General features: G+C 65.5%; 27 protein-coding genes and 2 pseudogenes. 11 read left to right on the top strand and 18 right to left on the bottom strand.

Annotation, left to right across the window (positions count from 1 at the left end; all coding sequences use genetic code 11):
- Positions 1-75: 75 nt before the first annotated feature.
- The 3 genes from vnfK to vnfD are packed head-to-tail and all read right to left on the bottom strand — an operon-like array spanning position 76 to position 3,324.
- Complete coding sequence (gene vnfK / locus Atro_RS12350; protein ID WP_497922658.1) at positions 76-1,503, bottom strand: V-containing nitrogenase subunit beta; 1,428 nt, start codon at positions 1,501-1,503, stop codon at positions 76-78.
- Between the two features lie 55 nt (positions 1,504-1,558).
- The gene (vnfG, locus tag Atro_RS12345) at positions 1,559-1,900 is read right to left on the bottom strand and encodes a V-containing nitrogenase subunit delta (RefSeq protein ID WP_497922656.1); all 342 of its coding nucleotides are present in this window, start codon (positions 1,898-1,900) and stop codon (positions 1,559-1,561) included.
- Positions 1,900-3,324: a nitrogenase vanadium-iron protein, alpha chain gene (gene vnfD, locus Atro_RS12340; protein WP_152386420.1), complete on the bottom strand. Its 1,425-nt coding sequence runs from the start codon at positions 3,322-3,324 to the stop codon at positions 1,900-1,902. The genes vnfG and vnfD overlap by 1 nt, the downstream gene beginning before the upstream one ends.
- Before the next feature lie 490 nt (positions 3,325-3,814).
- On the opposite strand from vnfD, the gene Atro_RS12335 reads away from it, so the two are divergent.
- Entirely contained in the window at positions 3,815-3,982 is a 168-nt protein-coding gene (locus Atro_RS12335) for a hypothetical protein (protein ID WP_497922654.1), read from the top strand.
- Between the two features lie 85 nt (positions 3,983-4,067).
- Here the strand turns inward: Atro_RS12335 and Atro_RS12330 are convergent, their stop codons facing one another.
- Together Atro_RS12330 and nifH are read right to left on the bottom strand one after the other, a co-directional pair.
- Positions 4,068-4,265 carry a ferredoxin family protein gene (locus Atro_RS12330; protein ID WP_497922652.1) on the bottom strand — a complete coding sequence of 66 codons (198 nt, stop codon included), beginning with the start codon at positions 4,263-4,265 and terminating at the stop codon, positions 4,068-4,070.
- 130 nt (positions 4,266-4,395) lie between these two features.
- On the bottom strand, positions 4,396-5,268 hold the full coding sequence (gene nifH, locus Atro_RS12325) for a nitrogenase iron protein (protein ID WP_497922651.1): 873 nt from the start codon (positions 5,266-5,268) through the stop codon (positions 4,396-4,398).
- Positions 5,269-5,692: 424 nt separating this feature from the next.
- Here nifH and pcaK point away from each other — a divergent pair, with 424 nt between their 5' ends.
- Positions 5,693-7,069 carry a 4-hydroxybenzoate transporter PcaK gene (gene pcaK, locus Atro_RS12320; RefSeq protein WP_497922650.1) on the top strand — a complete coding sequence of 459 codons (1,377 nt, stop codon included), beginning with the start codon at positions 5,693-5,695 and terminating at the stop codon, positions 7,067-7,069.
- A gap of 55 nt (positions 7,070-7,124) precedes the next feature.
- Here pcaK and gloA2 read toward each other — a convergent pair whose 3' ends face one another.
- The gene (gene gloA2, locus Atro_RS12315) at positions 7,125-7,529 is read right to left on the bottom strand and encodes an SMU1112c/YaeR family gloxylase I-like metalloprotein (protein ID WP_497922648.1); all 405 of its coding nucleotides are present in this window, start codon (positions 7,527-7,529) and stop codon (positions 7,125-7,127) included.
- Between the two features lie 575 nt (positions 7,530-8,104).
- Here gloA2 and moeB point away from each other — a divergent pair.
- From moeB to Atro_RS12295, 4 genes and pseudogenes are all read left to right on the top strand, one after another.
- The gene (gene moeB / locus Atro_RS12310; protein ID WP_497922646.1) at positions 8,105-9,238 is read left to right on the top strand and encodes a molybdopterin-synthase adenylyltransferase MoeB; all 1,134 of its coding nucleotides are present in this window, start codon (positions 8,105-8,107) and stop codon (positions 9,236-9,238) included.
- 85 nt (positions 9,239-9,323) lie between these two features.
- A pseudogene (locus Atro_RS12305) lies at positions 9,324-10,087 on the top strand (HesA/MoeB/ThiF family protein).
- Between the two features lie 14 nt (positions 10,088-10,101).
- Positions 10,102-10,374, top strand: a complete 273-nt coding sequence (locus Atro_RS12300; RefSeq protein ID WP_497922645.1) for a MoaD/ThiS family protein — start codon at positions 10,102-10,104, stop codon at positions 10,372-10,374.
- A gap of 119 nt (positions 10,375-10,493) precedes the next feature.
- The gene (locus Atro_RS12295) at positions 10,494-11,000 is read left to right on the top strand and encodes an aspartate carbamoyltransferase (protein WP_497922643.1); all 507 of its coding nucleotides are present in this window, start codon (positions 10,494-10,496) and stop codon (positions 10,998-11,000) included.
- A gap of 53 nt (positions 11,001-11,053) precedes the next feature.
- Here the strand turns inward: Atro_RS12295 and Atro_RS12290 are convergent, their stop codons facing one another.
- The 8 genes from Atro_RS12290 to rpoZ form a co-directional block, all read right to left on the bottom strand.
- Positions 11,054-11,569 (bottom strand): NifB/NifX family molybdenum-iron cluster-binding protein, encoded by a 516-nt coding sequence (locus tag Atro_RS12290; RefSeq protein ID WP_497922641.1) that lies wholly within the window; start codon positions 11,567-11,569, stop codon positions 11,054-11,056.
- On the bottom strand, positions 11,566-12,948 hold the full coding sequence (gene nifN, locus Atro_RS12285; RefSeq protein WP_497922640.1) for a nitrogenase iron-molybdenum cofactor biosynthesis protein NifN: 1,383 nt from the start codon (positions 12,946-12,948) through the stop codon (positions 11,566-11,568). The genes Atro_RS12290 and nifN overlap by 4 nt, the downstream gene beginning before the upstream one ends.
- 1 nt (position 12,949) lies before the next feature.
- The gene (gene nifE / locus Atro_RS12280; protein WP_497922638.1) at positions 12,950-14,359 is read right to left on the bottom strand and encodes a nitrogenase iron-molybdenum cofactor biosynthesis protein NifE; all 1,410 of its coding nucleotides are present in this window, start codon (positions 14,357-14,359) and stop codon (positions 12,950-12,952) included.
- A gap of 223 nt (positions 14,360-14,582) precedes the next feature.
- Positions 14,583-16,151: a vanadium-dependent nitrogenase transcriptional regulator VnfA1 gene (gene vnfA1, locus Atro_RS12275; RefSeq protein WP_497922637.1), complete on the bottom strand. Its 1,569-nt coding sequence runs from the start codon at positions 16,149-16,151 to the stop codon at positions 14,583-14,585.
- 48 nt (positions 16,152-16,199) lie between these two features.
- Complete coding sequence (locus tag Atro_RS12270) at positions 16,200-16,490, bottom strand: NifU family protein (RefSeq protein WP_497922635.1); 291 nt, start codon at positions 16,488-16,490, stop codon at positions 16,200-16,202.
- A gap of 300 nt (positions 16,491-16,790) precedes the next feature.
- Complete coding sequence (locus tag Atro_RS12265) at positions 16,791-17,174, bottom strand: RidA family protein (protein ID WP_497922634.1); 384 nt, start codon at positions 17,172-17,174, stop codon at positions 16,791-16,793.
- Between the two features lie 51 nt (positions 17,175-17,225).
- Positions 17,226-19,334, bottom strand: coding sequence for a bifunctional GTP diphosphokinase/guanosine-3',5'-bis pyrophosphate 3'-pyrophosphohydrolase (spoT, locus tag Atro_RS12260; RefSeq protein ID WP_497922632.1), 2,109 nt, complete (start codon positions 19,332-19,334; stop codon positions 17,226-17,228).
- A gap of 60 nt (positions 19,335-19,394) precedes the next feature.
- Positions 19,395-19,658, bottom strand: coding sequence for a DNA-directed RNA polymerase subunit omega (rpoZ, locus tag Atro_RS12255; protein ID WP_497922630.1), 264 nt, complete (start codon positions 19,656-19,658; stop codon positions 19,395-19,397).
- A gap of 315 nt (positions 19,659-19,973) precedes the next feature.
- Here rpoZ and Atro_RS12250 point away from each other — a divergent pair, with 315 nt between their 5' ends.
- Together Atro_RS12250 and Atro_RS12245 are read left to right on the top strand one after the other, a co-directional pair.
- A complete protein-coding gene (locus Atro_RS12250) occupies positions 19,974-20,564 on the top strand; it encodes a TSUP family transporter (protein WP_497922629.1) in 591 nt (196 codons plus the stop codon).
- Entirely contained in the window at positions 20,531-20,794 is a 264-nt protein-coding gene (locus Atro_RS12245) for a TSUP family transporter (protein ID WP_497922627.1), read from the top strand. The genes Atro_RS12250 and Atro_RS12245 overlap by 34 nt, the downstream gene beginning before the upstream one ends.
- 39 nt (positions 20,795-20,833) lie before the next feature.
- On the opposite strand, the gene gmk is transcribed toward Atro_RS12245, so the two are convergent.
- Positions 20,834-21,451 (bottom strand): guanylate kinase, encoded by a 618-nt coding sequence (gmk, locus tag Atro_RS12240; RefSeq protein WP_497922625.1) that lies wholly within the window; start codon positions 21,449-21,451, stop codon positions 20,834-20,836.
- Positions 21,452-21,489: 38 nt separating this feature from the next.
- A complete protein-coding gene (locus Atro_RS12235) occupies positions 21,490-22,353 on the bottom strand; it encodes a YicC/YloC family endoribonuclease (RefSeq protein WP_497922623.1) in 864 nt (287 codons plus the stop codon).
- A gap of 142 nt (positions 22,354-22,495) precedes the next feature.
- On the opposite strand from Atro_RS12235, the gene rph reads away from it, so the two are divergent.
- Positions 22,496-23,215: a ribonuclease PH gene (gene rph / locus Atro_RS12230; RefSeq protein WP_497922621.1), complete on the top strand. Its 720-nt coding sequence runs from the start codon at positions 22,496-22,498 to the stop codon at positions 23,213-23,215.
- A 39-nt stretch (positions 23,216-23,254) separates the two neighbouring features.
- On the top strand, positions 23,255-23,599 hold the full coding sequence (locus Atro_RS12225; protein ID WP_497922619.1) for a DUF4870 domain-containing protein: 345 nt from the start codon (positions 23,255-23,257) through the stop codon (positions 23,597-23,599).
- Positions 23,600-23,650: 51 nt separating this feature from the next.
- Here the strand turns inward: Atro_RS12225 and crc are convergent, their stop codons facing one another.
- Positions 23,651-24,430, bottom strand: coding sequence for a catabolite repression control protein Crc (crc, locus tag Atro_RS12220; RefSeq protein WP_497922618.1), 780 nt, complete (start codon positions 24,428-24,430; stop codon positions 23,651-23,653).
- Positions 24,431-24,510: 80 nt separating this feature from the next.
- Here crc and pyrE point away from each other — a divergent pair.
- Positions 24,511-25,151 (top strand): annotated as a pseudogene (gene pyrE, locus Atro_RS12215) (orotate phosphoribosyltransferase).
- Positions 25,152-25,220: 69 nt separating this feature from the next.
- Here pyrE and argB read toward each other — a convergent pair.
- On the bottom strand, positions 25,221-26,123 hold the full coding sequence (gene argB / locus Atro_RS12210; RefSeq protein WP_497922616.1) for an acetylglutamate kinase: 903 nt from the start codon (positions 26,121-26,123) through the stop codon (positions 25,221-25,223).
- Positions 26,124-26,232: the final 109 nt, after the last annotated feature.

The raw sequence follows: 26,232 nt of genomic DNA, 5'->3' as shown, positions 1-26,232 counted from the left end.
GGCGGCATGGCGGCCGGAGTGGAATACGGGGCGGAGGCCCCTGCCGAAGCAGGGGGCCGCCGCTGGTGGCTCAACTCACCACGTATTGAGGATCCATTCCTTGTTACGGGTGTATTCCATGTGGGCGAACATGGCGTTGGCGATCATCTCGCCGAGCTCCATGGCGCCCTGGTAGCCGATGGTCGGCTTGCGGTAGAGGCCGGCGCGGTCGAAGGTCGGGAAGCCGACGCGGACCATCGGGATGTTGGCTTCGATGGCGACGTAGCGGCCCTTCGAGTGACCCATGATCAGGTCGAGCTGCAGGCCGTTGTTGATGCGCTTCTCCAGCTCCCAGAGGTCGGCGTTGTGGACGATCTCGATGTCGAAGTGCGCGGTGTTCTTCAGCTCCTCGATGCGCGGATCCTTCTTGTACTTGTTGCCCTGGTCGTCGCCAATCAGCAGCAGTACCGGTTCCAGCTCCACTTCCATGCAGAACTGGGCCAGGCCGAGCACCAGGTCCGGATGGCCGAAGATCGCCACCTTCTTGTTGGCGAAGAACATGTGCGCCAGGTCGGCCAGGGCGTCGAGGGCGATGCCGCGCTCGCGGACCAGCGACTCGGGGATCTCCTTGCCGGTGACTTCGGCGATCTTGCGCAGCATGTCGTCGGTGTTCTTGATGCCGTAGGGCGTATTGACCAGGGCATTCGGCACCTGGAAGGTCTTCTGCAGCAGCTCGCCGGTGGTGTTGCCCTCGTAGCGGGCCAGGGACAGGGTGGCCAGGGCGTTGGCGCTGTCGGCGATGTCTTCGACGGTGGTGCGGCCGTGGGTCTCGATGCTCTTGTTCGGCAGCATCGGCGAGTCGAAGTCCTCGGTATCCATGTAGATGTTGGCGTCGACGCCCATTTCCGCGAAGTAGCGCTTGAGCAGCACCACGTCGCCGGGGTTGACCCAGCCCGGGAAGACGTTGAGCTTGCCGCTCGGCTGGCCCTTGCCGTGCACGTCGGTGATGGTCTTGAACACCGACTTCACGCACTCGGCGTAGCCGGTGACGTGGCTGCCCTTGAAGCTCGGGGTGTGCACCGGCGCCAGGTAGATCTTGCGGTCCGGGAACTCGGCGGCGAGTGCCCGGTTGCAGACGTTGATGGTGCCTTCGATGTCGTCGCCGATCACTTCGGTGGAGCAGGTGGTGATGATCGGGATCACCCGCAGGTTCGGGTAGCGGCGGGCCAGGACCAGCACGCCTTCCTCGACGCGCTTGGCGCCGCCGAACACCGCCGACTCCTCGTGCAGCGAGGTCGAGGCGACGTCGAAGTTTTCCTTGAAGTGCTGGGCGAACAGCAGGCGGACGAACATCGTGCAGCCCTGGCCGCCGTGGACCAGCGGAATGCAGTCCTTGATACCGATGCCGGCGTACTGGGCGCCAGCGGGCTGGCAGTCGTACATCGGGTTGATGATGCCCTCGCGGTCGCGCGGGGACAGCTTGACTTCCGCCGGCTTGAGGACGGTCAGCTCGCAATTGCTCATGAAATGGCTCCTTCGTGCGCGCAGACGGCCGGACGGCCGTCTGCGCGCCGGTGACTCAGTAGAGGTGGTGGTTGAGTTCGCGGTTGGTCGAGCGGGTGATGGTCACGTCGACCAGACGGGACTTGAGGCCGTCGATCAGGAAGGCGATCTCTTCCTTGTTGACCTGCGAAGCCCAGGAGAAACGCTCGCGGACGTCGTTGGCCATGGCCAGGGCGTCGGCGTAGAACAGGCGCTCCTGCGGGGTGCCGCGCAGCGGCTCCTGGCCGGTCAGCAGGCGACCGACCTGATTGAGCACGCCCTCGATGTTTTCCTCGCGGTCCCAGGTGCGCGAGAAGAACTGCCACAGGCAGCGCTCCTCGACATAGGCGAACAGATCGTCGAGATGGGACTGGCTCATCAGGCGGCCCCCCGCACGATGATCGGCGTGGTCTGCGACTTGTCGCGGATGTCCACGGCGGCCAGGTGGCGCAGCGGGTTGTGCACGGCGTTGTACATGTCGCGGGCCAGGTTGACGAAGCCCTCGAAGCCCATGTACGGGCCGTTGTGGTAGCCGTGGCCGTTGACGTAGGGGATGTGCAGTTTCTTGACCAGCTCGCCGACGCGCGGGCCGGTGAAGATCACGTCCGGCTTGACCAGGTCGATGATCTCGAAGAACTCCAGCTCGTTGCCGTCGTCGATGTAGTAGGTGCCTTCCTTGCCGCGGGCGATGACCTTCTCGAAGTCTTCCTCATGGCCGAACTTGGAGGACATGGCCACGACCTGCACGCCCAGGTCGTCCTCGACCGACTTGGTCCAGTGCCACAGGCGCGGGCCGCCGGTCCAGATCGCCATTTTCTTGCCCTGCAGACGCTCCTTGTACCAGTCGAGCTTCGGCTTCCACTTGGCGTATTCCTCGGCGATCAGCGCCTCGCCCTTCTCCTCGATGCCGAAGAAGGCGCAGATCTTGCGGATGCCCTCGGCCATGTAGTTGAAGCCCCAGGAGTCGATGTCCAGACGCGGGATGCCGTAGCGCTTCTTCAGCTCGTTGGCGATGTAGCCGGAGGAGCGCGCGCAGTTCACCACGTTGAGCTGGGCCTGGTGCATGCAGCGCAGGTCGTCGTAGGTGCCGTTGCCGGTGAAGTGGGCGACGACCTGGATGCCCAGGCGGTCCCAGTAGGTCTGCAGCAGCTGGGTATCACCTTGAATATTGAAGTCACCGATGAAGTTCATGGTGTATTCGCTGGTGATTTCCTTCTCCATCGTCTCGACTTTCTCGTTGATCCAGCCGATGTTCAGAACGTGGTGGCCCTTGGACTGGGACACGCCGGAGAAGCCGGGGCACTCGACGGTGAAGACGTCCACGTCGGGACGGTCCTTCATCACCTTCTTGGCCACCGCCTTGATGTCGTCGCCGATCAGTGCGGTCGGGCAGGTCGTGTAGACGATCATCCGCTTGATGTCCGGCATCTCGTCGAAGGCTTCGTGCATGCTCTTCTCGAGGCGCTTCTCGCCGCCGAAGACCACGTGGCTTTCCTTCATGTCGGTCGACCAGACGTACTTCATGTTGAAGTGGCCGTTGTCGGTCGGGTAGCGCTTGGTGTGCCAGGTGTCGTAGGCACAGCCGAGCGGGCCGTGAATCATCTGGATGGTGTCTTTGAGCACGCCGCCGATCACCAGCTTGGCGCCGCAGAAGGCGCAGCCGCGTTCGGACAGGGTGCCGGGGATGGTCGCCGCGTTGGCGATCGGCAGGAACTCGCGGGTGTCCTCGTTGGGCGCCTTCAGATAGATGTGTTTCTGGCGCTCGGGTATGTCCTTGTCACATTCCAGCAATACCATTGGCATGGTTGAAGTCTCCTCGGCTGTATGCGTGGATCGAGTCCCCTGACGGCACTCGACCGGGACCGGAAAAACCGGTTGGCGAGGAGGTAATGGCAGGATGCGTGCCAGATGCCCTTGCGGTGGCTGCGGGAATTTTCCGCCCGCCCGCCCGGCGGCCTGATTAGTGCTTTCTAATCAATGGCTTGCGCATTTCTTTCAGTGCTGCCTAAAGGCGCCGCGCAGGGGCTTTTCGGGCATTTTTTCCGCGTTTGCGGCGCTGGCGCGGACGGCCGGCGGAATACGCCAAAGGTTTTTCGTTCAGCCAAGTACGGAGCGTTCGGGGTCTGTACGTCGAGGTGCGTGGCGTCGAGCCGCTCCGGATCGCAGGCGATGCTCCGGAGCTGGCAGGCCCGTAGGAGCGAATTCATTCGCGGCCCTCGGCGATTGATGGCTCCCCCAGTCCTGCGCCGAAGCGTTCCCTGCGGCGTACCCACGCAGGAGCGTGGGTACGATCATGAATCTTGGCGAAGGCTGGATGCCGATGGGCAGCTTCTTGCGGGATGTGGGCAGGCAGTACTGGGGGGCGCTTGTGGCCGCCCGGAAGGGGGCGTCGCCGGAGAGGAAAAACGGAACCGGAAAAGTCGCTATCGGAGGAGAAAAACAAAACGGCGACCGCCCCTGAGGAAAGCGATCGCCGTTCGAGATCCGCCGGCAGAACGGCGCGGGATGTCCTGCCGCCGGCAACGGGGTGCGGAGTCGTTCAGTCTTCAGTCATCGAGCGGCTGGATGCAGAAATCCACGGGACAGACACCGAGGCAGCGCGGTTCGCCTGCATCGGCGCACTCGTTGCAGCTGTCGGCGTCGATCGCGTAGGCGCCGTCCTGGAGAGCGATCGAGCCGGTCGGGCAGACCGGCTTGCAGTCGCCGCAGACGGTGCATTCGTAGCCGTCGATGGCCATCGCCATAGGGTCAGCTCCTGAGGTCGGGAAATTCGGGGTGGTTCAAAAGGGAGGACGGCGTGCGCCGCCGGCCGCGAGAAGCCATTCAGGAAACCCGCGACGCACGCTCTCCTCCGCAAACACGGCGCTGGGTGGATCAGCCTTCGGCGGCGGTCTTGCCGACGATGGACTCGTCTTCTTTCTCCATGATGCCGAATTCCATCAGCAGCTCTTCGAGGTCTTCCATGCTCGCCGGGTTCGGGATGACCAGCATTTTGTTCTCGACGATCTTCTTGGCCAGGGCGCGGTACTCGTCGGCCTGCTTGGCTTTCGGATCGTATTCGATCACGGTCATACGGCGGATTTCGGCGTGCTGCACGACGTTGTCGCGCGGTACGAAGTGGATCATCTGGGTGCCGATCTTCGCGGCCAGGGCCATGATCAGCTCGTCTTCGCGGTCGGTCTTGCGGCTGTTGCAGATCAGCCCGCCCAGCCGCACGCTGCCGGAGTGGGCGTATTTCACGATGCCCTTGGCGATGTTGTTGGCGGCGTACATGGCCATCATCTCGCCGGAGCAGACGATGTAGATTTCCTGGGCCTTGTTCTCGCGGATCGGCATGGCGAAGCCGCCGCACACCACGTCGCCCAGCACGTCGTAGAACACGAAGTCCAGGTCGTCGCTGTAGGCGCCTTCCTCTTCGAGGAAGTTGATCGCGGTGATCACGCCGCGGCCGGCGCAGCCGACGCCCGGCTCAGGACCGCCGGACTCGACGCACTTGACGCCGCCGAAGCCCATCTGCAGCACGTCTTCCAGCTCCAGGTCCTCCACCGAGCCGGCGGATGCGGCCATCTCCATGACGGTGTTCTGGGCCTTGGAGTGCAGGATCAGGCGAGTGGAGTCGGCCTTCGGGTCGCAGCCGACGATCATCACCTTCTTGCCGGACTCGGCGAGGGCGGCTACCAGGTTCTGGGTGGTGGTGGACTTGCCGATACCACCCTTGCCGTAAATTGCACACTGACGCAATGCCATCTTGGAACCTCCGTTGATTCGTGGCGTTTGATTAGTGTCGGAGGAGATTGAGCAAGGGCGATGCCATCAGGGTATGAAATTCATTTTTTGTGTATTTTTGGCATAAAAAACCAATATATTTATCTTTTATAGTTTTTTATGCCATTGGCGCGTGGCTTTTTGCAAGCATGAAAGAAGCGGTTTTGCGCCGCCCGGCCGTGCGGCGTACCCGCAGGTACAGCCGGCAGGCGATCCGTTCCGCTCGGTACTGGGGGGATGCCAGCACTTGGGCGGCACTGGCCGGCGTGCGGCGCAAGCGGGTCGCGCCGGGAAGAGTCGTGCGCTGATCGAACGCTAAGGCGGTTATCGGCTTGTCCGGCAGGGCGGGGCGGCCGTAGCGTTCAGGTTCGCTCTACCCCCAACAACAACAACAAGAGAGAGCCTTATGAGCACCCCCCTCACGCTTCCGGGCGAGGCCGCCGCAGCCGGCAGCGCCTCGGTTCCGGACATCCTCGACGTACAAACCTTCATCGATTCCCGGCCGCTGAGTCTCTACCAGTGGCGCGTCGTCCTGCTGTGCTTTCTGATCGTCTTCCTCGACGGCCTGGACACTGCCGCCATGGGCTTCATCGCCCCGGCGCTGATCCAGGACTGGGGCATCGACCGCGCCAGCCTCGGCCCGGTGATGAGCGCTGCGCTGATCGGCATGGTGTTCGGCGCGCTCTGCTCCGGCCCGCTGGCCGACCGTTTCGGCCGCAAGGGCGTGCTGGTCGGCTCGGCGCTGCTGTTCGGCCTGTTCAGCCTGGCCTCGGCTTACAGCAGCGGCGTCGGCGAACTGGTGGTACTGCGCTTTCTCACCGGCCTGGGCCTCGGCGCGGCAATGCCCAACGCCACCACGCTGCTCTCGGAATACACCCCGGTGCGCCACAAGTCGCTGCTGGTGACCAGCATGTTCTGCGGCTTCAACCTGGGCATGGCTGGCGGCGGCTTCGTCTCCGCCTGGATGATTCCGGTCTACGGCTGGCACAGCCTGCTGCTGGTCGGCGGCGTGCTGCCGCTGCTCCTGGCGCTGGCCCTGCTGTTCTGGTTGCCCGAGTCGGCCCGCTACCTGGTGGCGCGCGGTCACGACGTCGAGCGCGTCCGCCGGGTGCTGCGGCCGATCGGCGAGGAGGCCGTCCGGGCCAGAGGCTTCAGCATCCCCGAGCAGCGCACGGAGAAGGCCGGCAGCGTCTTCGCGGTGATCTTCGGCGGCACCTTCCGTATCGGCACCCTGCTGCTCTGGCTCACCTATTTCATGGGCCTGGTGATCGTCTACCTGCTGACCAGCTGGCTGCCCACGCTGCTGCGCGACAGCGGCGCGAGCATGGAACGGGCCGCCTTCATCGGCGCGCTGTTCCAGTTCGGCGGCGTGCTCAGCGCGGTGGCGGTCGGCTGGGCGATGGACCGGATGAACCCGCACAAGGTGATCGGCCTGTTCTACCTGATGGCCGGCCTGTTCACCTGGGCGGTCGGCCAGAGCCTGGGCCAGGCCGCCCTGCTGGCGACCCTGGTGTTGCTCGCCGGGATGAGCGTCAACGGCGCCCAGTCGGCCATGCCGTCCCTGGCCGCACGCTTCTACCCGACCCAGGGTCGTGCTACCGGGGTGTCCTGGATGCTCGGCATCGGCCGCTTCGGCGCCATCCTCGGCGCCTGGATCGGCGCGACCCTGCTCGGCCTCGGCTGGACCTTCGAGGAAGTGCTCAGCGCCCTGCTGCTGCCGGCCGGCCTCGCCAGCGCGGCGATCCTGGTCAAGGGGCTGGTCAGCCACGCCGACGCCACCTGAGCCCCCTCCGGGTGTCCGCAAGGCCCGCCGCGACATTGTCCGGCGGGCCTTTTCGTCAGCCCTCCGCCTGCGGCGGCGCTTCGTACAGCTCCAGCGGCAGCCCGTCCGGGTCGGCGAAGAAGGTGAAACGCCGGCCGGTGTGCTCGTCGCTGCGGATCGCCTCGACGGCGATGCCCTGGGCCTCGAGTTCCGCCTTGCAGGCCGTCACGTCGTCGACCTCGAAGGCCAGATGGCGCAACCCCTGGGCTTCCGGTCGGGAAGGACGGGGCGGTGGCGCGGGAAACGAGAACAGCTCGACCTGCGAGCCGTCCGGCAGCGCCAGATCGAGTTTGTAGGAGCGGCGCTCGGCTCGGTAGTGCTCGGCCACGACGCGAAGGCCGAGGACCTCGGTGTAGAAACGCTTCGAAACCGCGTAGTCCGAACAGATGATGGCGGCGTGGTGAATGCGGCGCAGGTGCATAGAGGCGGTTTCCTTTCGATGAGCGAAGGTTGGTTGGCGACGGGATGTGTCGACGCCCCCCAGAGGATTTGGTTTCGTGGCAAGCGCCTCTGAATGAGCGACACCGCGCATCGCTGACCAGAGCCTGTCCTATGCACAGGCGATAGGTTTGAAACATTTTGTAACATGGCTTTTTGCCGGGTTCGTGACGGGGATCACTCTTTCGTGCCGGTGGTATTGGCGGATCCCTGACTTCAGGTGTCGTAAATTGGGTCCGAGCAACTTGCCTGGCGTTTTTCTCCATAAGTTTATGGGAGCCGCAGGTTCTTCATCTTTTGATATATGTATGGCGCTATAAAAGAAATGTCGCCATAGCGTGCTACACCTTGTTTTTAAAGTGTTTTATAAGTGATGCAATGTTTTTATATAAATAAAAAAATATAGCGCCACGGTTTTGTCGCTGTCTCGGCAGGCAAAAATCTTTAAAGGCGTTGCTTTGCATTGAATTATTTGATTGAGTCGGCTGCCGAACCTCTACAAGAACAAGAAAGAGTCGGGTAGCTATTTCTGCTCGATCTTCTGCAAGGATATGCTCGATGGAGCTTTCGCATCAGGAAGTCAACAGATACAGCAGGCATCTGCTGTTACCGGAAGTGGGACGAGAAGGACAATTAAGGCTAAAGCAGGCTAAAGTTCTGTGCGTCGGCACAGGCGGTCTGGGGTCTCCGCTGGCATTGTATTTGGCCGCTGCAGGCGTGGGGCGCCTGGGACTCGTCGATAGCGATGTGGTCGATTACAGCAATCTGCAGCGTCAAATCATTCACCACACTTCCGATGTCGGCCAGCCGAAAATAGGTTCGGCTGCCAGGAAACTGCGGGATCTCAATCCGCAAATCGAGATCGTGGAGCATGACACCATGCTCACGGCGGAGAACGCCTTCGCGATCTGCTCCGAGTACGACATCGTTGCCGATGGCACCGATAATTTCTCCACGCGCTATCTGACCAATGATGTGTGCGTGCTGCTGGGAAAACCCAATGTGCATGCCAGCATCCTCCGCTTCGAGGGGCAGGCATCGGTTTTCCATGCCAGCAAGGGGCCTTGTTATCGGTGTCTATACCCCGAGCCGCCGCCTCCCGGAGAAATGCCGAGTTGCGCCGAGGCCGGGGTATTGGGCGTTCTGCCGGGATTGCTGGGGGTCATTCAGGCGACCGAAGTGATCAAGCAGATTCTGGGTATCGGCGATCCGCTGGTCGGACGCTTGCTGATGGTCGATGCCTTGAGCATGCGCACCAGCGAACTGCAGATCGAGAAAGATCCCAGCTGTCCAATATGCGGTGCTTCGCCTAGCATCACGTCGCTTCGGAATTATCAGGTTTCCTGCAGTTCGCCCGCGCCGGCGGAAGGGTCTTATCGGGAGATTACCGCCACGGAGGCGGCTGCCAAGTCCAGGCATGACAAAAATGTAGTTCTTCTCGATGTGCGGGAAGTGCATGAGTGGGAAATCTGCAGAATCGAAGGCGCACTACATGTGCCCTTGAGCGAGTTGCCTGTTCGTTATGCGGAGTTGGACCCGTCGAAGGAACTCATCGTCTATTGCCTGATGGGCGAGCGCAGTCGGAAGGCGTTGGACATTCTTGCCAGGCAGGGTTTCCACAAGACTTATAACTTGCGAGGCGGTATTCGGGCCTGGGCGGCGGAAGTCGATCCGGAAATGCCCTTTTATTGATGAGTCGTATCCTGAGGCTGTCCTCTATTGGCATTGCCGGTAGGGCGCCTCACGTGTTGTAACCGTGATCGAGTGAAGGAGTCTCATGCAAACCAAAGTGCTTAGCGAGTTCGACAGGGCGCGTTACTCCAGGCAGTTGCGAATCGAAGGTTTTGGCGAGGCGGGGCAATTACGTCTCAAGGGTTCTACCGTACTTGTTTCCCGGGTCGGCGGTGTCGGCGGCACCGCGGCGATGAATCTGGTGCGCGCCGGTGTCGGCCGCCTGGTCCTGGCGCACGGCGGCGAAGTGGTTCCGGAATACCTCAATCGCTGGCAACTGGTGACGCCCGCCGACCTGGGCAGGCCTTGCGCCGAGGTGTGGGCGGAGAAGCTCCGGGAAATCAACCCGGACATCGAGCTAGTCACGGTCAACGAGTACATCAACGAGCGGAATGTCGCGGATCTCGTCGCGCAAGCCGATGTGGTCGTGGATGGCGCGCCCCTGTTCGAGGAACGCTATCTGATGAACGACGAGGCGATGCGGCAGGGAAAACCCGTGTGCATGGGCGCCATGTTCAGCATGGAGGGCTATGCCAGCACCTTCATCCCGGCGAAACCGCCTGCCTGCGCTGCGTGTTTCCGGAAAAGCCCGAGTACTGGACGGACATGAAGGTCTTCCCGGCGATCGGTCCCGGTCCGGTGATGGTCGGGACGACCATCGCCATGGAAGCGATCAAGGTGCTGACCGGCTTCGGGCAACCGCTCAAGAACGTTCTTTGGTTCTTCGACCTCGAGTCGAACACGACCCGCTATCTCGAGATCGGACGTACGAAGGATTGCCCTGCCTGCGGGGCGAGCAAGAGCCACTGACCCAGGAGAAGAGAATGCCCATCCTTTTTGTGCCCGCGCCGTTCAGAAAGTCCGTCAAGGACAAGTCCAAGCTGGAGGTCGGGGCAGGAACCATCAATGCACTTCTGGCAGCAGTCGATGTGCACTATCCGGGTTTCAGCGCCCAGCTCTACGGCCAGGATGGCGCGATGAAGAAATACATCAGGATTTTCGTCAACGGAAAGGACATCAAGGCGCTCGAGGGAATGGAAACGGTCCTCGAACCTCGTGATGAAGTATTTGTCGTATCGGCCATGGCCGGCGGCTGATACCCGCGCGGAGAAACAGCCGATCGCTTTCAGGATTTGCCGAGAGCCGGGGGCTCGTTGAGGCATCGAATAGTGCACGTGGTGTGCAGGAGGCTGGTGTGAGTTCTATGGAAAGATCGATGAAGCTCTTGTCGGTAGTGGGGATCGCGGTATGTCTTTCGGGCCATGCGGTCGCGTCCCAGGCGTCGCACGAGCGCCAGGCGGATGTCGCCCGCCGTGGCGCGCAGGTGATGCCCTTCGCCTTGAGTCAGACCACGCATGTCTTCGAGAGAACGGCCGACGGCGGCATCCAGCAGGTCGTCCTGAGGGAGGGGGCGGACCCCGCCCAGTTGGCGCTGATCCGTCAGCATCTGCAGGAGATCGGCGATCAGTTCGCGCAGCAGGACTTTTCCGGGCCGGAAACCATCCATGGCCATGATATGCCGGGCCTCGAAGCGCTACGGCAAGCCGCGCCGGGCGAGATGTCGGTGAAATACACCGATATCCGGGACGGCGCGCAGCTGCAGTTCGCCGCCGCCAGGCCGGAACTGATCCATGCGATCCACAGCTGGATCGGCGCCCAGCTCAGCGATCACGGGATGGACGCCATGGAAGGTCATTCCACGCATCACCACTCGATGCGCTGATCGTCTCCCGCCGCCCCGCACGGGCGGCTATTCCAGCTCCTCGATGGAGGTGATCAGGCGTAGCCCGCTGCCGGGCTCGCGGGGCGCGGCGGGGGCTGGGCAGCGCGTTCGGCCTTGGCCTTGGCGCGTTCGACCCAGCTCAGGCCGCCGCAGTGCAGGGCCAGGCTGACCTCGTTGAGCAAATCCTCGATGGTCTGGCCGGTGCCGACGATGATCGGCTGGATGCCGGCGGCGATCAGCCGCTTGATCGACGAGGTGCCGATCGAGGCGGCGTAGATCGCCGAGCAGCCGTCGAGAAAGTCCAGCTTGGCGATCACCTTGTCCTCCGGCGGCTTGGCGGCGAGGCGTTCCAGCTCCTCGGCGCTGAGCTGCAGGTCGATGATGTTGGTCTGGCCCTCCGACAGCGACTTGAAGCGGTTCTCGCCCTTCATGTTGACCTGGACGAACTCGCCGACGCCGAGCAGTTCGGCATAGCCCGGCGAAACGTCATAGAGCATCAGGGTGTCGGCGGCACCGAAGTGCAGGTTGACGTTGACGCGGTCGTTGGAGGCGAAAGCGACTTTGATCATGCGGAAATGCTCCTCGCGGAAGGGCTGGCGGCGCCGTCGAAATCCTGGCGCAGCGGCGAGTGGTAGGGGGCGATGCCGGCGCCCCGGGGGGCGAACAGGTTGGCCAGCTCGAAGAGCAGCTGGCGCGCGCCGCGGTAGCCGACCCACAGGCGCGCCGCCGCGCCGTATTGGTCGTACTGCGGGAAGCCCGCGCGCAGCAGCGGGATGCCGAGGCGTTCGGCGCTCTGCAGGGCGTGGGAGTTGCCGATCAGCAGCTGCGCGGAGGCCGTGCGGGCGCGTTCCTCCAAGTCCTCGAGATCGCCGACCAGCACTTCCTCGACGTTCAGCGCCTGCAGCGCCGTGCTGCGGCAGGGGCTGACCGCGGCGACCAGGCGGGCGCCGATGTCGTCGAGGAAGCGGCCGAGGGCGACCAGTTGGTCGGCGTCGGCGCCGATGGCGATGCGCGCGCCGCCGACCGGGACGTAGCTGTCGACCATCGCGTCGAGCAGCTGCTCGCGCTGGCGCAGGAGGCGCGCCGGCACCGGGCGGCCGGAGACGTCGGCGAGCGCCTGGACGAAGGCGTCGCAATCGGCCAGCGCGGTCAGCCCGGGCAGGCGCAGGTCCGGCACCCCGGTGCGCGCCTTGAGCAGGTCGGCGGCGCGGCCGAGGGAGTCGCCGATCACCAGGGTCAGCGCCGAGCGGCCCATGGCGGCGATCGCCTGGCGGCTGGTGCCGCCGGTGGTCAGGGTGGTGTAGCCCTGGGGCGTCAGGTGGCCGTCGAGGGAGTCGGCGAGGTCGGGGAGGATCACCGCCTGCAGGCCGAAGCTCTCGATCCATTCGCGGATCGCCTCGACGTCGGCCGGGGTCAGCATCGATCCGGCCAGCAGGTTGACCTGGCGGGCGCGTTGCGCCGCCGGCAGCACGGCGTCCGGCACCAGCGCCTCGACGATCGCCTCCACCGCCAGGGCGTAGCCGCTCTCCAGCCCGCCGAGGGTGTCCGGGGTGTTCACCGCGACGACGCTGGCGGTTTCGCAGCGCCCGGCTTGGAAGTCGCGCAGCACGCGGCGGATGTCGGCGCCCTGCATCTCCACCAGGCCGGTGGTGATCAGCCCGACCACCTCCGGATGATGCTCGTCGATCACCGTGGCCAGGCCCTCGTGCAGCCGCTCGTCGCCGCCGAGCACGGTGCTGGCCAGGTCCAGCGCGGTGGTCTGCAGCGGGATGGGCTCGCGGAAATGGCGGGTAAAGAACACCTTGCTGAACGCCGTGCAGCCCTGGGCGCCGTGCTCCAGCGGCAGGCTGCGGGCCAGGCCGAGGAAGGCCAGCGCGGCGCCCATCGGCTGGCTGACGCGCAGCGGGTTGACGCTCAGCGGCTTGTTGGTCTGGACGATCCGGGCCATGTCAGGCTTCCTCCAGCAGGGCCGCATTGAGGCTCGCGCGCACCCAGCGCGGCTCCTGGCGCACGCGCTGCCACACCGGGCTGTGCACGGCCAGGGCGAGCTGGCGGGCCAGTTCGACGAAGCCTTCATAGCCGGCGTAGCCGAAATCGCGCTCGTGGTTGATGTCGAGGAACGCCAGGCGCGCCTTGAGCGCGGCGTACAGGTAGCGCCCGCCGGCGATCAGGATGTCGGCGCCGCTCTCGATGCAGGTGGCGATCAGTGCGCTCTGGTCGTTGTCGTCGATCATCCGGGCGTTCGGACCCATCAGCTCACGGATCCGCGCGCGGTCCTCCTCGGTGGATTTCTCGGTGCCGGTGGCGATCACCTCGACGCCGAGATCCTGCAGCGCCGAGACCACCGACCAGGATTTCACCCCGCCGGAGAAGATCAGCGCGCGCTTGCCGGCGAGGCGCTCGCGCCAGGGTTCGAGCGCCGCTTTGGCCCGGTTTGCCTCGCGCAGGATCAGCAGCTCGGTGCGTACCGCCAGCGACGGGTTGCCGATCGCCCGGGCGAAGTCGCGCAGCGCCTGGGAGGTGTCGGCGATGCCGTAGAAGCTGCCCTCGAAGAACGGCGTGCCGTAGTCCTCGCGCAGCTGGCGGGCGACGTTGAGCATGGCCTTGGAGCAGACCACCATGTTGGCCTCGGCGCGGTGCATGGTCTGGACCTCGCGAAAGCGCGCGTCGCCGGAGAGGGTGCAGAGGATGCGCAGGCCGAGTTCGTCGAACAGCGGCGCGACGCGCCAGAACTCGCCGGCGATGTTGTATTCGCCGATCAGGTTGACGTCGTGCACCTTGATGCCGGGGGCGACGGCGCCTTGCGGAACCGGCGCCGGCTCGCGGCTGCCGATCACGTGGCGGTAGAGGGTGTCGCCGGCGATGCGGTTGCCCAGGCTCTTGGTGCCGTAGAAGCCGGCGCCGTCCACCGGGATCACCGGCACGCCCCAGCGCTGGCTGGCGTCGCGCGCCACCGCCTCGATGTCGTCGCCCTGCATGGCCGGCACGCAGGTGCCGTAGACGAACACCGCCTGCGGCCGGTACTGCTCGACCGCGCGGCGGATGGCGTGGAACAGCTTCTTCTCGCCGCGGCCCATGATCACGTCGACGTCGGACAGTTCGGTGGTCATGCCCAGGCGGTACAGCTGCGGGCCGGAGGAGCTGCTGCCGCGCAGGTCCCAGGAGCTGCCGGCGCAGCCGATCGGGCCGTGGACGATGTGCGCGGCGTCGGCGATCGGCAGGATGGCGATCTGCGCGCCGTCGAAGGCGCAGCCGCCCTGGGTGGCGCCGGGACGCGAGCGGGCGCAGCCGGTCTTGCCCGCCGTGTTGTGGGTGCAGGCCGGCTCGTCGAGCAGGTTCTGGATCTCGGTCTGGTTCATCGTCCCTCTCCGGACGGGCGGCGCCCGTCGCGTGCGGTGGATGGAAAGGTGCAGTCCGGCGGGCGGAGCGCTCCGTCGCGAACCCCTGCAGAGGCTGGAGCAAAGGCCGCGCCAACCGCGCCAAGCCGCGTCGTTGGCGGGCTCCGGCGCGATCCGCCGGGCTTTGGCGTACCGCGGCGAACGATTCCCGTACGCCGCGGTACCTTCGCGTACGCCGCCGCGCTCAGCGGTAGTCCTTGTAGTTGAGGTGGTACTTGCCCATGCGCAGGCCGAGCACGCGGCGGGTCAGGCCGAGGTGGGCCGCCGCCTCGGTCATGTTGCCGTGGTGCAGCTTGAGGGCCTCGACGATGAGCTCGTACTCGATGGCGCCGAGGCGCGCCTCGAGGCCGTCCGCCGGCGCCTCGCCGTCGCCGACCACCGGCGCCTGCAGCGACGGCGGCAGGTGGTAGCCGTGGATCACGCCGTCCTCGCTGAGCAGCATGGCGCGCTCGATGACGTTCTCCAGCTCGCGCACGTTGCCCGGCCAGTGGTAGCTCTGCAGCATGTTCAGCGCCGGGGTGGAGATGCGCTTGACCTCGATGTCCATTTCCTTGGAGAAGCGCGAGACGAAGTGGTCGGCCAGGGTGATGATGTCGCTGCCGCGCTCGCGCAGCGGCGGGATGGTGATCGGGAAGACGTTGAGGCGGTAGTAGAGGTCCTCGCGGAAGCTGCCCTCGGCGACCATTTCGGCGAGGTTGCGGTTGGTCGCGGCGATCACCCGCAGGTCGACGTGGAGGGTGGTGTTGCCGCCGACCCGCTCGAAGCTGCGCTCCTGCAGTACGCGCAGCAGCTTGGCCTGGGTGGTCAGCGACATCTCGCCGACCTCGTCGAGGAAGATGGTGCCGCCGGCGGCTTCCTCGAAGCGCCCCTTGCGCAGGCCGATGGCGCCGGTGAAGGAGCCCTTCTCGTGGCCGAACAGCTCGCTCTCGATGACCGATTCGGGCAGCGAGGCGCAGTTGAACTTGACGAACGGCCCCTTGGCCGCCGGGCTGTTGTAGTGGATGGCGCCGGCCACCAGCTCCTTGCCGACGCCGCTCTCGCCGAGGATCAGCACCGTGGTCTTGGTGCGCACCACGCGCTGGATCAGCTGGTAGATCTCGAGCATCGGCTTGGAGTTGCCGATGATGTTGGCGGGCTTGAAGCGTTCGCCCAGTGCGCTGCGCAGCCGGCGGTTCTCCGCCTCCAGGGCGACGTTCTCGACGTTTTCCACCAGATACAGCTCGACCGCCTGGGCGGTGGTGGTGGCGAGGATCGACAGCACCTCGACGTCCAGCTTGAGCAGCTCGGCATTGTCGTAGAGGCGCTCGGCGCTGATCGTGCCCATCACCTGGCGGCCGCGCATGATCGGCACGCAGATGAACGACAGGTTGGCGTCGTCGCTTGCGCAGTCGCGGCTGCCAGTGCGGTTGAGGAACGCCGGTTCGTCGCGGATGCAGGGCACCACGATGCTCTGGCCGCTCTCCACCACCCGCCCGGTGATGCCCTCGCCGAGCAGGTAGACGCCTTTGCCGGCCTCCTCGGGGCTGAGGCCGAAGCTCTCGTGCAGGACGATGCTGCCGGAGTCCCGGTCGTAGAGGGTGACCATGCCGCGCACCACCTTCATGTGGCGCTGCATCAGGCGCAGCAGGATGTTGATGATGCTCGACAGATCGCCGCTCTCCGTGGCGATCTGGCTCATCTCGTAGAGCAGCGGCAGCAGGTCCGTGCGGCACTCGCCGAAGTCGCATTCGCAGTAGTGGGGAAGGCTGGACATGGGGGAACCGCTCCTGTCTGGCGTTCTGTCTGGCGCATGGGGTGTTGCTCAGGGGGCCGGCAGCACGCGGACCGAGGGGTTGCCGAGCACCCTGACCAGCTCGCGGCGCACGCCGCCGAGGGTCTGGGCGGACATGGCGCAGCCGACGCAGGCGCCCTTGAGGCGCAGGCGGACGATGTTGTCCTGCACGGCGACCAGCTCCAGGTCGCCGCCGTCGCGTTGCACGCCCGGGCGCAGGCGCTCGATGGCGTCGTGCACCAGTGGCAGGGATTCGGCGGGGATGGGGGTGATCGCGAGGGTGGTTGCGGTTTCCTCGCTATCCAGCGGCGCGTTGGACATGGCTTGCCTCCTCGGGCTGTGCCCGCGCACGGGGCCGCGCTGGCGTGCGATGCGCCACGGGCGGCGGGCGGATTGTCGAATGCGCGGCCACCCGTCGGGAGGGGGCGCGCGAATGCGTGACTTGCCCGGAACGGGCCGGGCAGGGGCGAACAGATCCTTCTCCCGCCCAGGACTCGGGTGCCTGGCTGGCGGGGCCGGGAGGCAGTGTAGGGCAAGCGCTATATATTCGTAAATATAACGCTATGGGGTGGGCGCATGCGCCACAGGGGAAGGGCGGAGCGACGGCTCCGCCCGCGGACCTCAGCCGAGGACCAGGACGCCGTCCATTTCCACCTGCGCGCCGCGCGGCAGGGAGGCGACGCCGATGGCGGCGCGGGCCGGGTAGGGCTCGGCGAAGTAGCGGCCCATGACCTCGTTGACCTTGGCGAAGTGCGCCAGGTCGGTGAGGAAGATGTTCAGCTTGACGATGTCGGCGAACGAGCCGCCGGACGCCTCGACGACCGCCTTGAGGTTCTCGAACACCCGCACGGTCTGGGCTTCGAAGTCGCCTGCGACCAGTTCCATGGTCTGCGGATCGAGGGGGATCTGCCCGGACAGGTAGACGGTGTCGCCGGCCTTGATCGCCTGGGAATAGGTGCCGATGGCGGCGGGGGCCTTGTCGGTGTTGATCACGGTCTTGCTCATGGGGAGCTCCTTGGGGGAAAGTCTGAACGGGTCGGCGGGCTGTGCCCGCCGTCAGGCGCGTACGCGGGTGATGCGGATGACGCCCTTGAGGGCGCGCAGCTTCTTGATCACCCGGGCCAGGTGGATACGGTCCTTCACGCTGACCACCAGCTGGACGACGCTGGTGCGGCCGTCGCGTTCGTCCATGCCGATCTTTTCGATGTTGCCGTCCGCGGCGTTGACGCTGCCGGCGAGCAGGGCGATCAGGCCGCGCTGGTGTTCCAGCTCGACGCGCAGCTCGACGTTGAATTCGCCGCTGACGTCCTTGGACCAGGTCAGCGGGATGCATTTTTCCGGGTTGTGGCGGATCTCGCCGATGTTGCGGCAGTTCTCCAGGTGCACGACCATGCCCTTGCCCGCCGACAAGTGGCCGACGATGGGGTCGCCGGGGATCGGCGAGCAGCAGCGCGCGTAGCTCAGCACCAGGCCCTCGGTGCCGCGGATCGCCAGCGGGCCTTCGGCGCTGGGCAGTTCCTCGTCCTCGCTGGCCAGCAGGCGGCGAGCCACCACGTAGGCCATGCGGTTGCCGAGGCCGATGTCTTCCAGCAGATCCTCGAAGACCTCCATGCGGTATTCGGCGAGCACTTCGCGGATGTGCTCGCCGGAGATCTGTTCGAGGCTGGCGTCGAAGCCGGCGAGCACCTTGTTGAGCAGGCGTTCGCCGAGGCTGATGGATTCCGAGCGGCGCTGCTGCTTGAGGGCGTGGCGGATGTGGGTGCGCGCCTTGGCGGTGACCACGAAGTTCAGCCAGGCCGGGTTCGGCCGCGCGCCCGGGGCGGTGACGATCTCCACGGTGGAGCCGCTTTCCAGGGGCTGGGAGAGCGGCGCCAGGCGGCGGTTGATGCGGCAGGCGATGCAGCTGTTGCCGACGTCGGTATGCACCGCGTAGGCGAAGTCGACCGCGGTGGAGCCCTTCTGCAGTTCCATGATGCGGCCCTTGGGCGTGAACACGTAGACCTCGTCGGGGAACAGGTCGATCTTCACGCTCTCGATGAACTCCAGCGAGTTGCCGGCGCTCTGCTGCAGTTCGAGCACGCCCTGGACCCATTGCCGGGCGCGGGCGTGGTTGCCGCGGATCGGGTCCTCGTCGCCGGACTTGTACAGCCAGTGGGCGGCGATGCCGTTGTTGGCCAGCTCCTCCATCTCGCGGGTGCGGATCTGGATCTCGATGGGCACGCCGTGCATGCCGAACAGGGTGGTGTGCAGCGACTGGTAGCCGTTGGCCTTGGGGATCGCGATGTAGTCCTTGAAGCGGCCGGGCAGCGGTTTGTAGAGGTTGTGCACGGCGCCGAGCACGCGGTAGCAGGTATCGACCTTGTCGACCACGATGCGGAAGGCGTAGACGTCCATGATCTCGTTGAACGCCTTGCGCTTGCCGCGCATCTTCTTGTAGATGCTGTAGAGGTGTTTCTCGCGGCCCTTGACGTCGCCGCCGAGGCCTTCGCGCTCGAGGCAGGCGATCAGCGACTGCTCGATCTTGGTGACGATTTCCTTGCGGTTGCCGCGGGCGCGGCGCACCGCCTGGCGGATGCGCGCCGAGCGCATCGGGTGCATGGCCTTGAAGCCCAGGTCCTCGAACTCCACGCGCATGTTGTGCATGCCCAGGCGGTTGGCGATGGGCGCGTAGATTTCCAGGGTTTCCTTGGCGATACGCCGGCTCTTCTCGTAGGGCATGGCGTCGAGGGTGCGCATGTTGTGCAGGCGGTCGGCCAGCTTGACGAGAATCACGCGAATGTCGCGGGCCATGGCCATGGCCATTTTCTGGAAGTTCTCGGCCTGTGCCTCGGCCTTGTTCTCGAACTTCATCTGGGTCAGCTTGCTGACCCCGTCGACCAGCTCGGCGACGGTTTCGCCGAATTGCTCGACCAGCGCTTCCTTGGGAATGCCGGTGTCCTCGATCACGTCATGAAGCATGGCGGCCATCAGGCTCTGATGGTCCATGTGCATGTCGGCGAGAATGTTGGCAACGGCGAGGGGATGGGTGACGTAGGGTTCGCCGCTGCGCCGGCGCTGGCCGTCGTGGGCCTGCTCGGCGTAGTAATAGGCCCGGCGGACCAGGTTGACCTGGTCCGGGGCGAGGTAGGTCAGGAGCCGATCGGCAAGGGTTTCTATGCTGGCCAAGGGCGTCCCCCCTGGCGAGCGGACAGTGCTCCCGTGCTGCGACCGCTGTCGGACATCGCGTTACAGGGCCTCGTTGGCGTCTTCCTCGAAGGCGGCGAACAGCGGCTCCTCGGCGACGATCTCGTCCTGGGCGATGACGTTGTAGTCGACCAGGCCCGCGGCGATCTCGCGCAGGGCGACCACGGTGGGCTTGTCGTTCTCCCAGGGTACCCGCGGCTCCTTGCCGCCGGTGGCCAGCTGGCGCGCGCGCTTGCTGGCGAGCATGACCAGCTCGAAGCGGTTATCGACGTTGTCCAGGCAGTCTTCAACGGTAACGCGGGCCATGGTGTTCCTCGTGACGAATGAGCATGACGGTGCCCGAATGGGCAGGCGGACTGGCTAGTCTAGGAAAACGCCCTGCGAAGGGAAGGGCCAAATGACCGGCCGGTGGCGGGCGACTGTCGGCTTTGTCGCAAAGGTGATAAGCGGATGGGAGGCAAGGCCTGTCGGAGGCGTACGCGCAATCTTCCTGTCTATATAGGAAATATGCCGTCTTCGCAGGTGTCGGGATAGGCCTCGCCAACGGGTCGAGGATGATGGTGTGCTTCTTGCCCGAGGAGCGTTGTTATCTATTCATATACCTAAGGGTGAGTGCGCGACATGAAAACCGTTGACTCCATGCAGCCTTCCTGGCGCAGTGGCCAGGGTTTCCTCGCCGGCTCGCTGATCGGCACCCTGGGCGGGCTGATCGGCCTGGGCGGGGCGGAGTTCCGCCTGCCGGTGCTGGTCGGGCTGTTCCGCCTGGAGACCCTGGAGGCGCTCATCTTCAACAAGGCGATGAGCCTGGTGGTGGTGGCCGCGGCCCTGCTGTTCCGCAGCGGCGGCATCCCGCTGGAACAGTTGGCAGCGCATCTGGGGATCGCCCTGAATCTGCTGGCCGGCAGCCTGGTCGGCGCCTGGTGGGCGGCTGGGCGCGCGCTGCGCCTATCGCCCCAGTGGCTCGACCGCATCGTCATGGTCATGCTGGTGGGATTGGCGCTGGTGATGCTGACGGAGGCCGCCGTCGGTCTGCATGATGGCGGCGCGCCGCTGTTCGCCTCGCCGACGCTGCAACTGTCGGTCGGCCTGCTCGCCGGGCTCGGTATCGGCGTGGTGGCGGCCCTGCTGGGGGTGGCCGGCGGCGAGCTGCTGATTCCGACCATCGTGCTGCTCTACGGGTGGACATCAAGCTGGCCGGCAGCTTGTCGCTGATGGTCAGCCTGCCGACCATGATCGTCGGCTTTTCGCGCTACAGCCGTTCCGGCGCCTTCGTCGTCCTCGCTCGGGAGCGCCCGCTGTTCGGCTGGATGGCGGCCGGCTCGATCCTCGGCGCCGCCCTCGGCGGCCTGCTGCTCGGCCTGGTGCCGACGCGGCTGCTGATGGTCCTGCTCGGGGCGATCCTGCTGGTGTCCGCACTGAAGACCTTCCGGCACCGCCATTGAGCCGGCTTGCCGGCGAGGCTGCGCAACGCCTGCGCGGTTTCAGGCCAGCAGTTCGACGAGCAGGGCGCCGTGGCGGCGCTGCTGGGCTTCCTGCAGCAGCTGGCGGGCGCGGAAGATCGATTTCAGGTCCTCGAGGGCGTGGGCGAAGTCGTCGTTGATGACCAGGTAGTCGTATTCCAGGTAGTGGCTCATCTCGCTGACCGCTTCGCGCATGCGCCGCTCGATGATCTCGTCGCTGTCCTGGCCGCGGTTGGTCAGCCGCTGGCGCAGGGCTTCCTGGCTCGGCGGCAGGATGAAGATGGACTGCGCGTGGGGCAGCAGCTTGCGGACCTGCTGGGCGCCCTGCCAGTCGATTTCCAGGATCAGGTCGAAGCCTTCGGCCAGCGTTTGCTCCAGCCACAGCTGCGAGGTGCCGTAGAGGTTGCCGAAGACTTCGGCGTGCTCGAGGAACTCGCCCCGTTCGAGCATACCGAGGAAGGCCGGACGATCGACGAAGTGGTAGTTCACCCCTTCGACTTCGCCCGGGCGCATGCCGCGGGTGGTATGGGAAACCGAGACCCGCACCTGCGGCAGGGCGTCGATCAGGGCCTTGACCAGGCTGGTCTTGCCGGCGCCGGAAGGTGCGGAAATGATGTAGAGGGTGCCGGTGGCGGACATGGATGTTTCCTGGTCGCGGTTTCTCGTGGAAAGGGACGTCACTCGATGTTCTGTACCTGCTCGCGCATCTGCTCGATCAGTACCTTGAGGTTGACGGCAGTTTGCGTGGAGCGGGGATCGAAGGCCTTGGAACCAAGAGTGTTGGCCTCGCGGTTGAGTTCCTGCATCAGGAAGTCCAGCCGGCGGCCGACGGTGCCTCCCCCCTTGAGCACGCGGCGAACCTCGCCGATGTGGGTGCAGAGGCGGTCCAGCTCTTCGGCCGCGTCGCTCTTCTGGGCGAGCAGCACCAGTTCCTGCTCGAGGCGCTGCGGCTCCAGCTCCAGCTGGGCGTCGCGGAAGCGGTCGAGGATCTTCTGCCGTTGGTTGGCGAGCATCTGCGGGACCAGCTGGCGCAGGCTCTCGACCTCCTGGAGCATGGCATCGAGGCGCTCCTCGAGCAGCCGGGCCAGCTCCGCACCTTCGCGGGCGCGGCCGGCCTTGAGTTGAACCAGGGCCTCGTCGAACAGGCTCAGGGCTTCGGCGTTGAGAGCCTGGTGGTCGGTCGCGGTGGCGACCAGCACGCCGGGCCAGGCCAGCACCTCGAGGGGGTTGATCGGCGCCGGCTGGCGGATCAGCGCGGCGACGCCCTCGGCGGCGGCCACCAGTTGGCTGGCGCGTTCGCGGTCGATCTTGAGCGGCTGCCCGGCGCTGCCCTCGTCGAAGCGCAGGGTGCACTCCACTTTGCCGCGAGACAGCCCCTGGCGCAGGGCGTCGCGCAGAGCGCCCTCGAGGTCGAGGAAGGCTTCGGGCAGGCGCAGGTGGGGTTCGAGATAGCGGTGATTGACCGAGCGCAGCTCCCAGATCAGGGTGCCGTGGGCGCCGGCCCGCTCGGCGCGGGCGAAGGCAGTCATGCTGTGCGCCATGGTGTCCACCTCTCGATTCGTTGTATTTAAAGGGAACGGATTGTAGCGCAGTGCGTCGGCGCGGCCCAATCGGCATGTCCGACTGGCAATCGGCGCCCTATAATGGCCGGCAAATTTCCACCGACCGTACAGGTAAGCCCAGATGAAGCGTCCCAGTGGCCGTGCGCCCCACCAGTTGCGTCCGATCCGCATCACCCGCAACTACACCCGGCATGCCGAGGGTTCGGTGCTGGTGGAGTTCGGCGACACCCGGGTGATCTGCACGGTCAGCGCCGAGTCCGGCGTGCCGCGCTTTCTCAAGGGCCAGGGCAAGGGCTGGCTGACCGCCGAGTACGGCATGCTGCCGCGGGCCACCGGCGAGCGTACCGCGCGCGAGGCCAGTCGGGGCCGGCAGGGTGGGCGCACCCTGGAGATCCAGCGGCTGATCGGCCGTTCGCTGCGCGCTGCGCTGGACATGAGCAAGCTGGGCGAGAACACCCTGTACGTCGACTGCGACGTGATCCAGGCCGACGGCGGCACCCGCACGGCCTCCATCACCGGTGCTATGGTGGCGCTGGTCGATGCCCTGGCGGTGCTGAAGAAGCGCGGCGCGCTGAAGGGCGATCCGCTGAAGCAGATGATCGCGGCGGTCTCGGTGGGCATCTTCCAGGGCGAGCCGGTGCTGGATCTGGATTATCCCGAGGACTCCGACGCCGAGACCGATCTGAACGTGGTGATGACCGACGCCGGCGGCTTCATCGAGGTGCAGGGCACCGCCGAAGGCGAGCCCTTCCGGCCCGAGGAACTGAACGCCATGCTGGCCCTGGCCTCCCAAGGCATCCGCGAGCTGTTCGAGCTGCAGCGCGCCGTGCTGGCCGACTGACCTTCCGGTGCTCCCCATGGATTCGCCGCTGCTCGTCCGTTGCCCGATCCGCAGGCCCGCCGCTGGGCGATGCTCTGCCACTACGCGGCTTTCTTCTGGTTCGTGGCGCCCTTGATCGGCAACGTGCTGGGGCCGCTGATCGTCTGGCAACTGCAGAAGGACCGCGACCCCTTCGTCGACCGGCAGGGCAAGGAAGCGCTCAACTTCCAGATCACCTACAGCCTGCTGATGATGCTCTGCGGTGCGCTGGCCTGGATCTTCATCGGCTTCCCGCTGATGCTGCTGGTCAACCTGACGACGCTGGTGCTGGTGGCCATCGCCGGCGTCCGGGCGAATGCCGGCGAGCCTTGGCGCTATCCGTTCTGCCTGCGTCTGGTGAAGTGAGCGGGCAAGAAAAAAGCCGGCATGGCCGGCTTTTTTCCGCGATCGCCGCGCTTACAGGCTCAACAGCCAGTCGTAGTCGACGATCAGCGGCGCATGCTGGGAGAAGCGCGGCTGCCTGGGTAGGCGGGCATTGCGTACGAAGCGCCGCATGCCGGGGGTCAGCAGCTGATAGTCGAAGCGCCAGCCGAGGTTGAGCATCTCCGCCTGTTCGCTGTCCGGCCACCAGCTGTAGAGGTCGCCCTCGCGGCTGGTTTCCCGCAGGGCGTCCACATAGCCCATGTGGCCGACGATCTGGTCCATCCAGGCGCGCTCCGGCGCCAGGAAGCCGGGCAGCTGCTGGCAGTCTCGCCAGTTCTTCACGTCCTGCTTCTGGTGCGCGACGTACAGCGAGCCGCAGTAGATATATTCGCGACGCTTGCGGCGCTGCTTGTCCAGGTAGTGGGCGAAGTCGTCCATGAACTTGAACTTCTGGTTCAGGTTCTCGTCGCCGCCCTGGCCGCTGGGCAGCAGCAGGCTGGCGATGCTGACCTTATCGAAGTCGGCCTGCAGGTAGCGTCCGTAGCGATCGGCCGTCTCGAAGCCGAGGCCGTTGATCACCGCCTTGGGCTGCAGTCGCGAATAGAGCGCCACGCCGCCCTGGCTCGGGACTTCCGCCTCGCTGGCGTAGAGGAAGTAGCCGTCCAGCTGGTAAGTCGGATCGTCCAGTTCGAAGACGGAAGCACGGGTATCCTGCAGGCAGATCACGTCGGCATTCTGGGCTTGCAGCCAGCTGAACAGACCACGCTCGACGGCAGCCTGAATACCATTGACGTTTACACTGATGATCCGCATACATGGCCCCCAAAAAAACCAGCGTGTATGATACCCGACCTCGGAGCATATAGCTAAATCCGTGCCTATCGGGACTTTTCATGCAGGCCTACCAGCGCGAATTCATTCGTTTCGCCATCGAGCGCGGTGTGCTGCGCTTCGGCGAGTTCACCCTCAAGTCGGGGCGGACCAGCCCTTATTTCTTCAATGCCGGGCTGTTCAACAGCGGCCTGGCGCTGGCCCGGCTGGGGCGTTTCTACGCCTCGGCGCTGGTTGACAGCGGCATCTCCTTCGACGTGCTGTTCGGCCCGGCTTACAAGGGCATCCCGCTGGCCGCGGCGACCGCGGTGGCGCTGGCCGAGCACCACGGTCGCGACCTGCCCTGGTGCTTCAACCGCAAGGAGGCCAAGGATCACGGTGAGGGCGGCACCCTGGTCGGGGCGCCCTGGCCGGGCGGGTGCTGATCGTCGATGACGTGATCACCGCCGGCACGGCGATCCGCGAGGTGATGCAGATCATCCAGGGCCAGGGTGCCCAGGCCGCCGGCGTGCTGATCGCGCTGAACCGGCAGGAGCGCGGGCAGGGCACGCTGTCGGCGATCCAGGAAGTCGAGCGCGACTTCGCCATGCCGGTGGTCAGCATTGCCTCGCTCTCCGACGTACTGGAGTACCTGGCGGAAGATGCCGAGCTCAAGCGCTATCTGCCGGCCGTGGAAGCCTACCGCGCGCAATACGGCATTTGATCGGACGCTGAGGAAGAAGGGGAGCTCGAGGCTCCCCTTTTTCGTGTCCGCGTTTGCCGGCAGCCGGCCTCAGGAGTGGCGGTTGGTGATCAGGGTGCCGACGCCGGTGTCGGTGAAGATCTCCAGCAACACCGCATTGGGCACCCGGCCGTCGATGATGTGCGCACTGGTCACACCGCCCTGGACCGCCTCGAGAGCGCAGCGGATCTTCGGCAGCATGCCGCCGTAGATGGTGCCGTCGGCGATCAGGGCGTCGACCTGCTCGGTGGACAGGCCGGTGAGCACCCGGCCTTCCTTGTCCATCAGGCCGGCGATGTTGGTCAGCAGCATCAGCTTCTCGGCCTTGAGCGCCTCGGCGACCTTGCCGGCGACCAGGTCGGCGTTGATGTTGTAGGACTCGCCGTCGGCGCCGACGCCGATCGGCGCGATCACCGGGATGAAATCGCCCTGCACCAGCATGTTCAGCAGCCCGGTGTTCACCGATTCGACCTCGCCGACCTGACCGATGTCGATGATTTCCGGTTTGGTCATTTCCGGGGTCTGGCGGGTGACCTTGAGCTTCTTCGCGCGGATCAGCCTGGCGTCCTTGCCGGTCAGGCCGATGGCGCTGCCGCCGTGGCGATTGATCAGGTTGACGATGTCCTTGTTGACCTGGCCGCCGAGGACCATTTCCACCACATCCATGGTCTGCGCATCGGTGACGCGCATACCGTCGACGAAGCGGCTCTCGATGTTCAGGCGCTTGAGCAGGTCGCCGATCTGCGGGCCGCCGCCATGCACCACCACCGGGTGGATGCCGACCGCCTTCATCAGCACGATGTCGCGGGCGAAGCCAGTCTTCAGCTCGTCGCTCTCCATGGCGTTGCCGCCGTACTTGATCACCAGGGTCTTGCCGACGAAGCGGCGGATATAGGGCAGTGCTTCGGAGAGAACCTTGGCGACTTGGGTGGCGGCATCACGGCTGAGGGTCATGCTGAACTCCGCTGAACAGAGACTGGGGTGAATGCGTCCGGCGCCTTGCCGGCGTCGGCGGGGAATCGGTCGCCGTCCAAATGGCGAAAGGCCGACGCCCGCTGGCGGC

This window comes from Azotobacter tropicalis (assembly GCF_059739045.1).
Note: the sequence above shows the minus strand (reverse complement) of the source record. Positions and strands in the feature narration are given on the sequence as shown.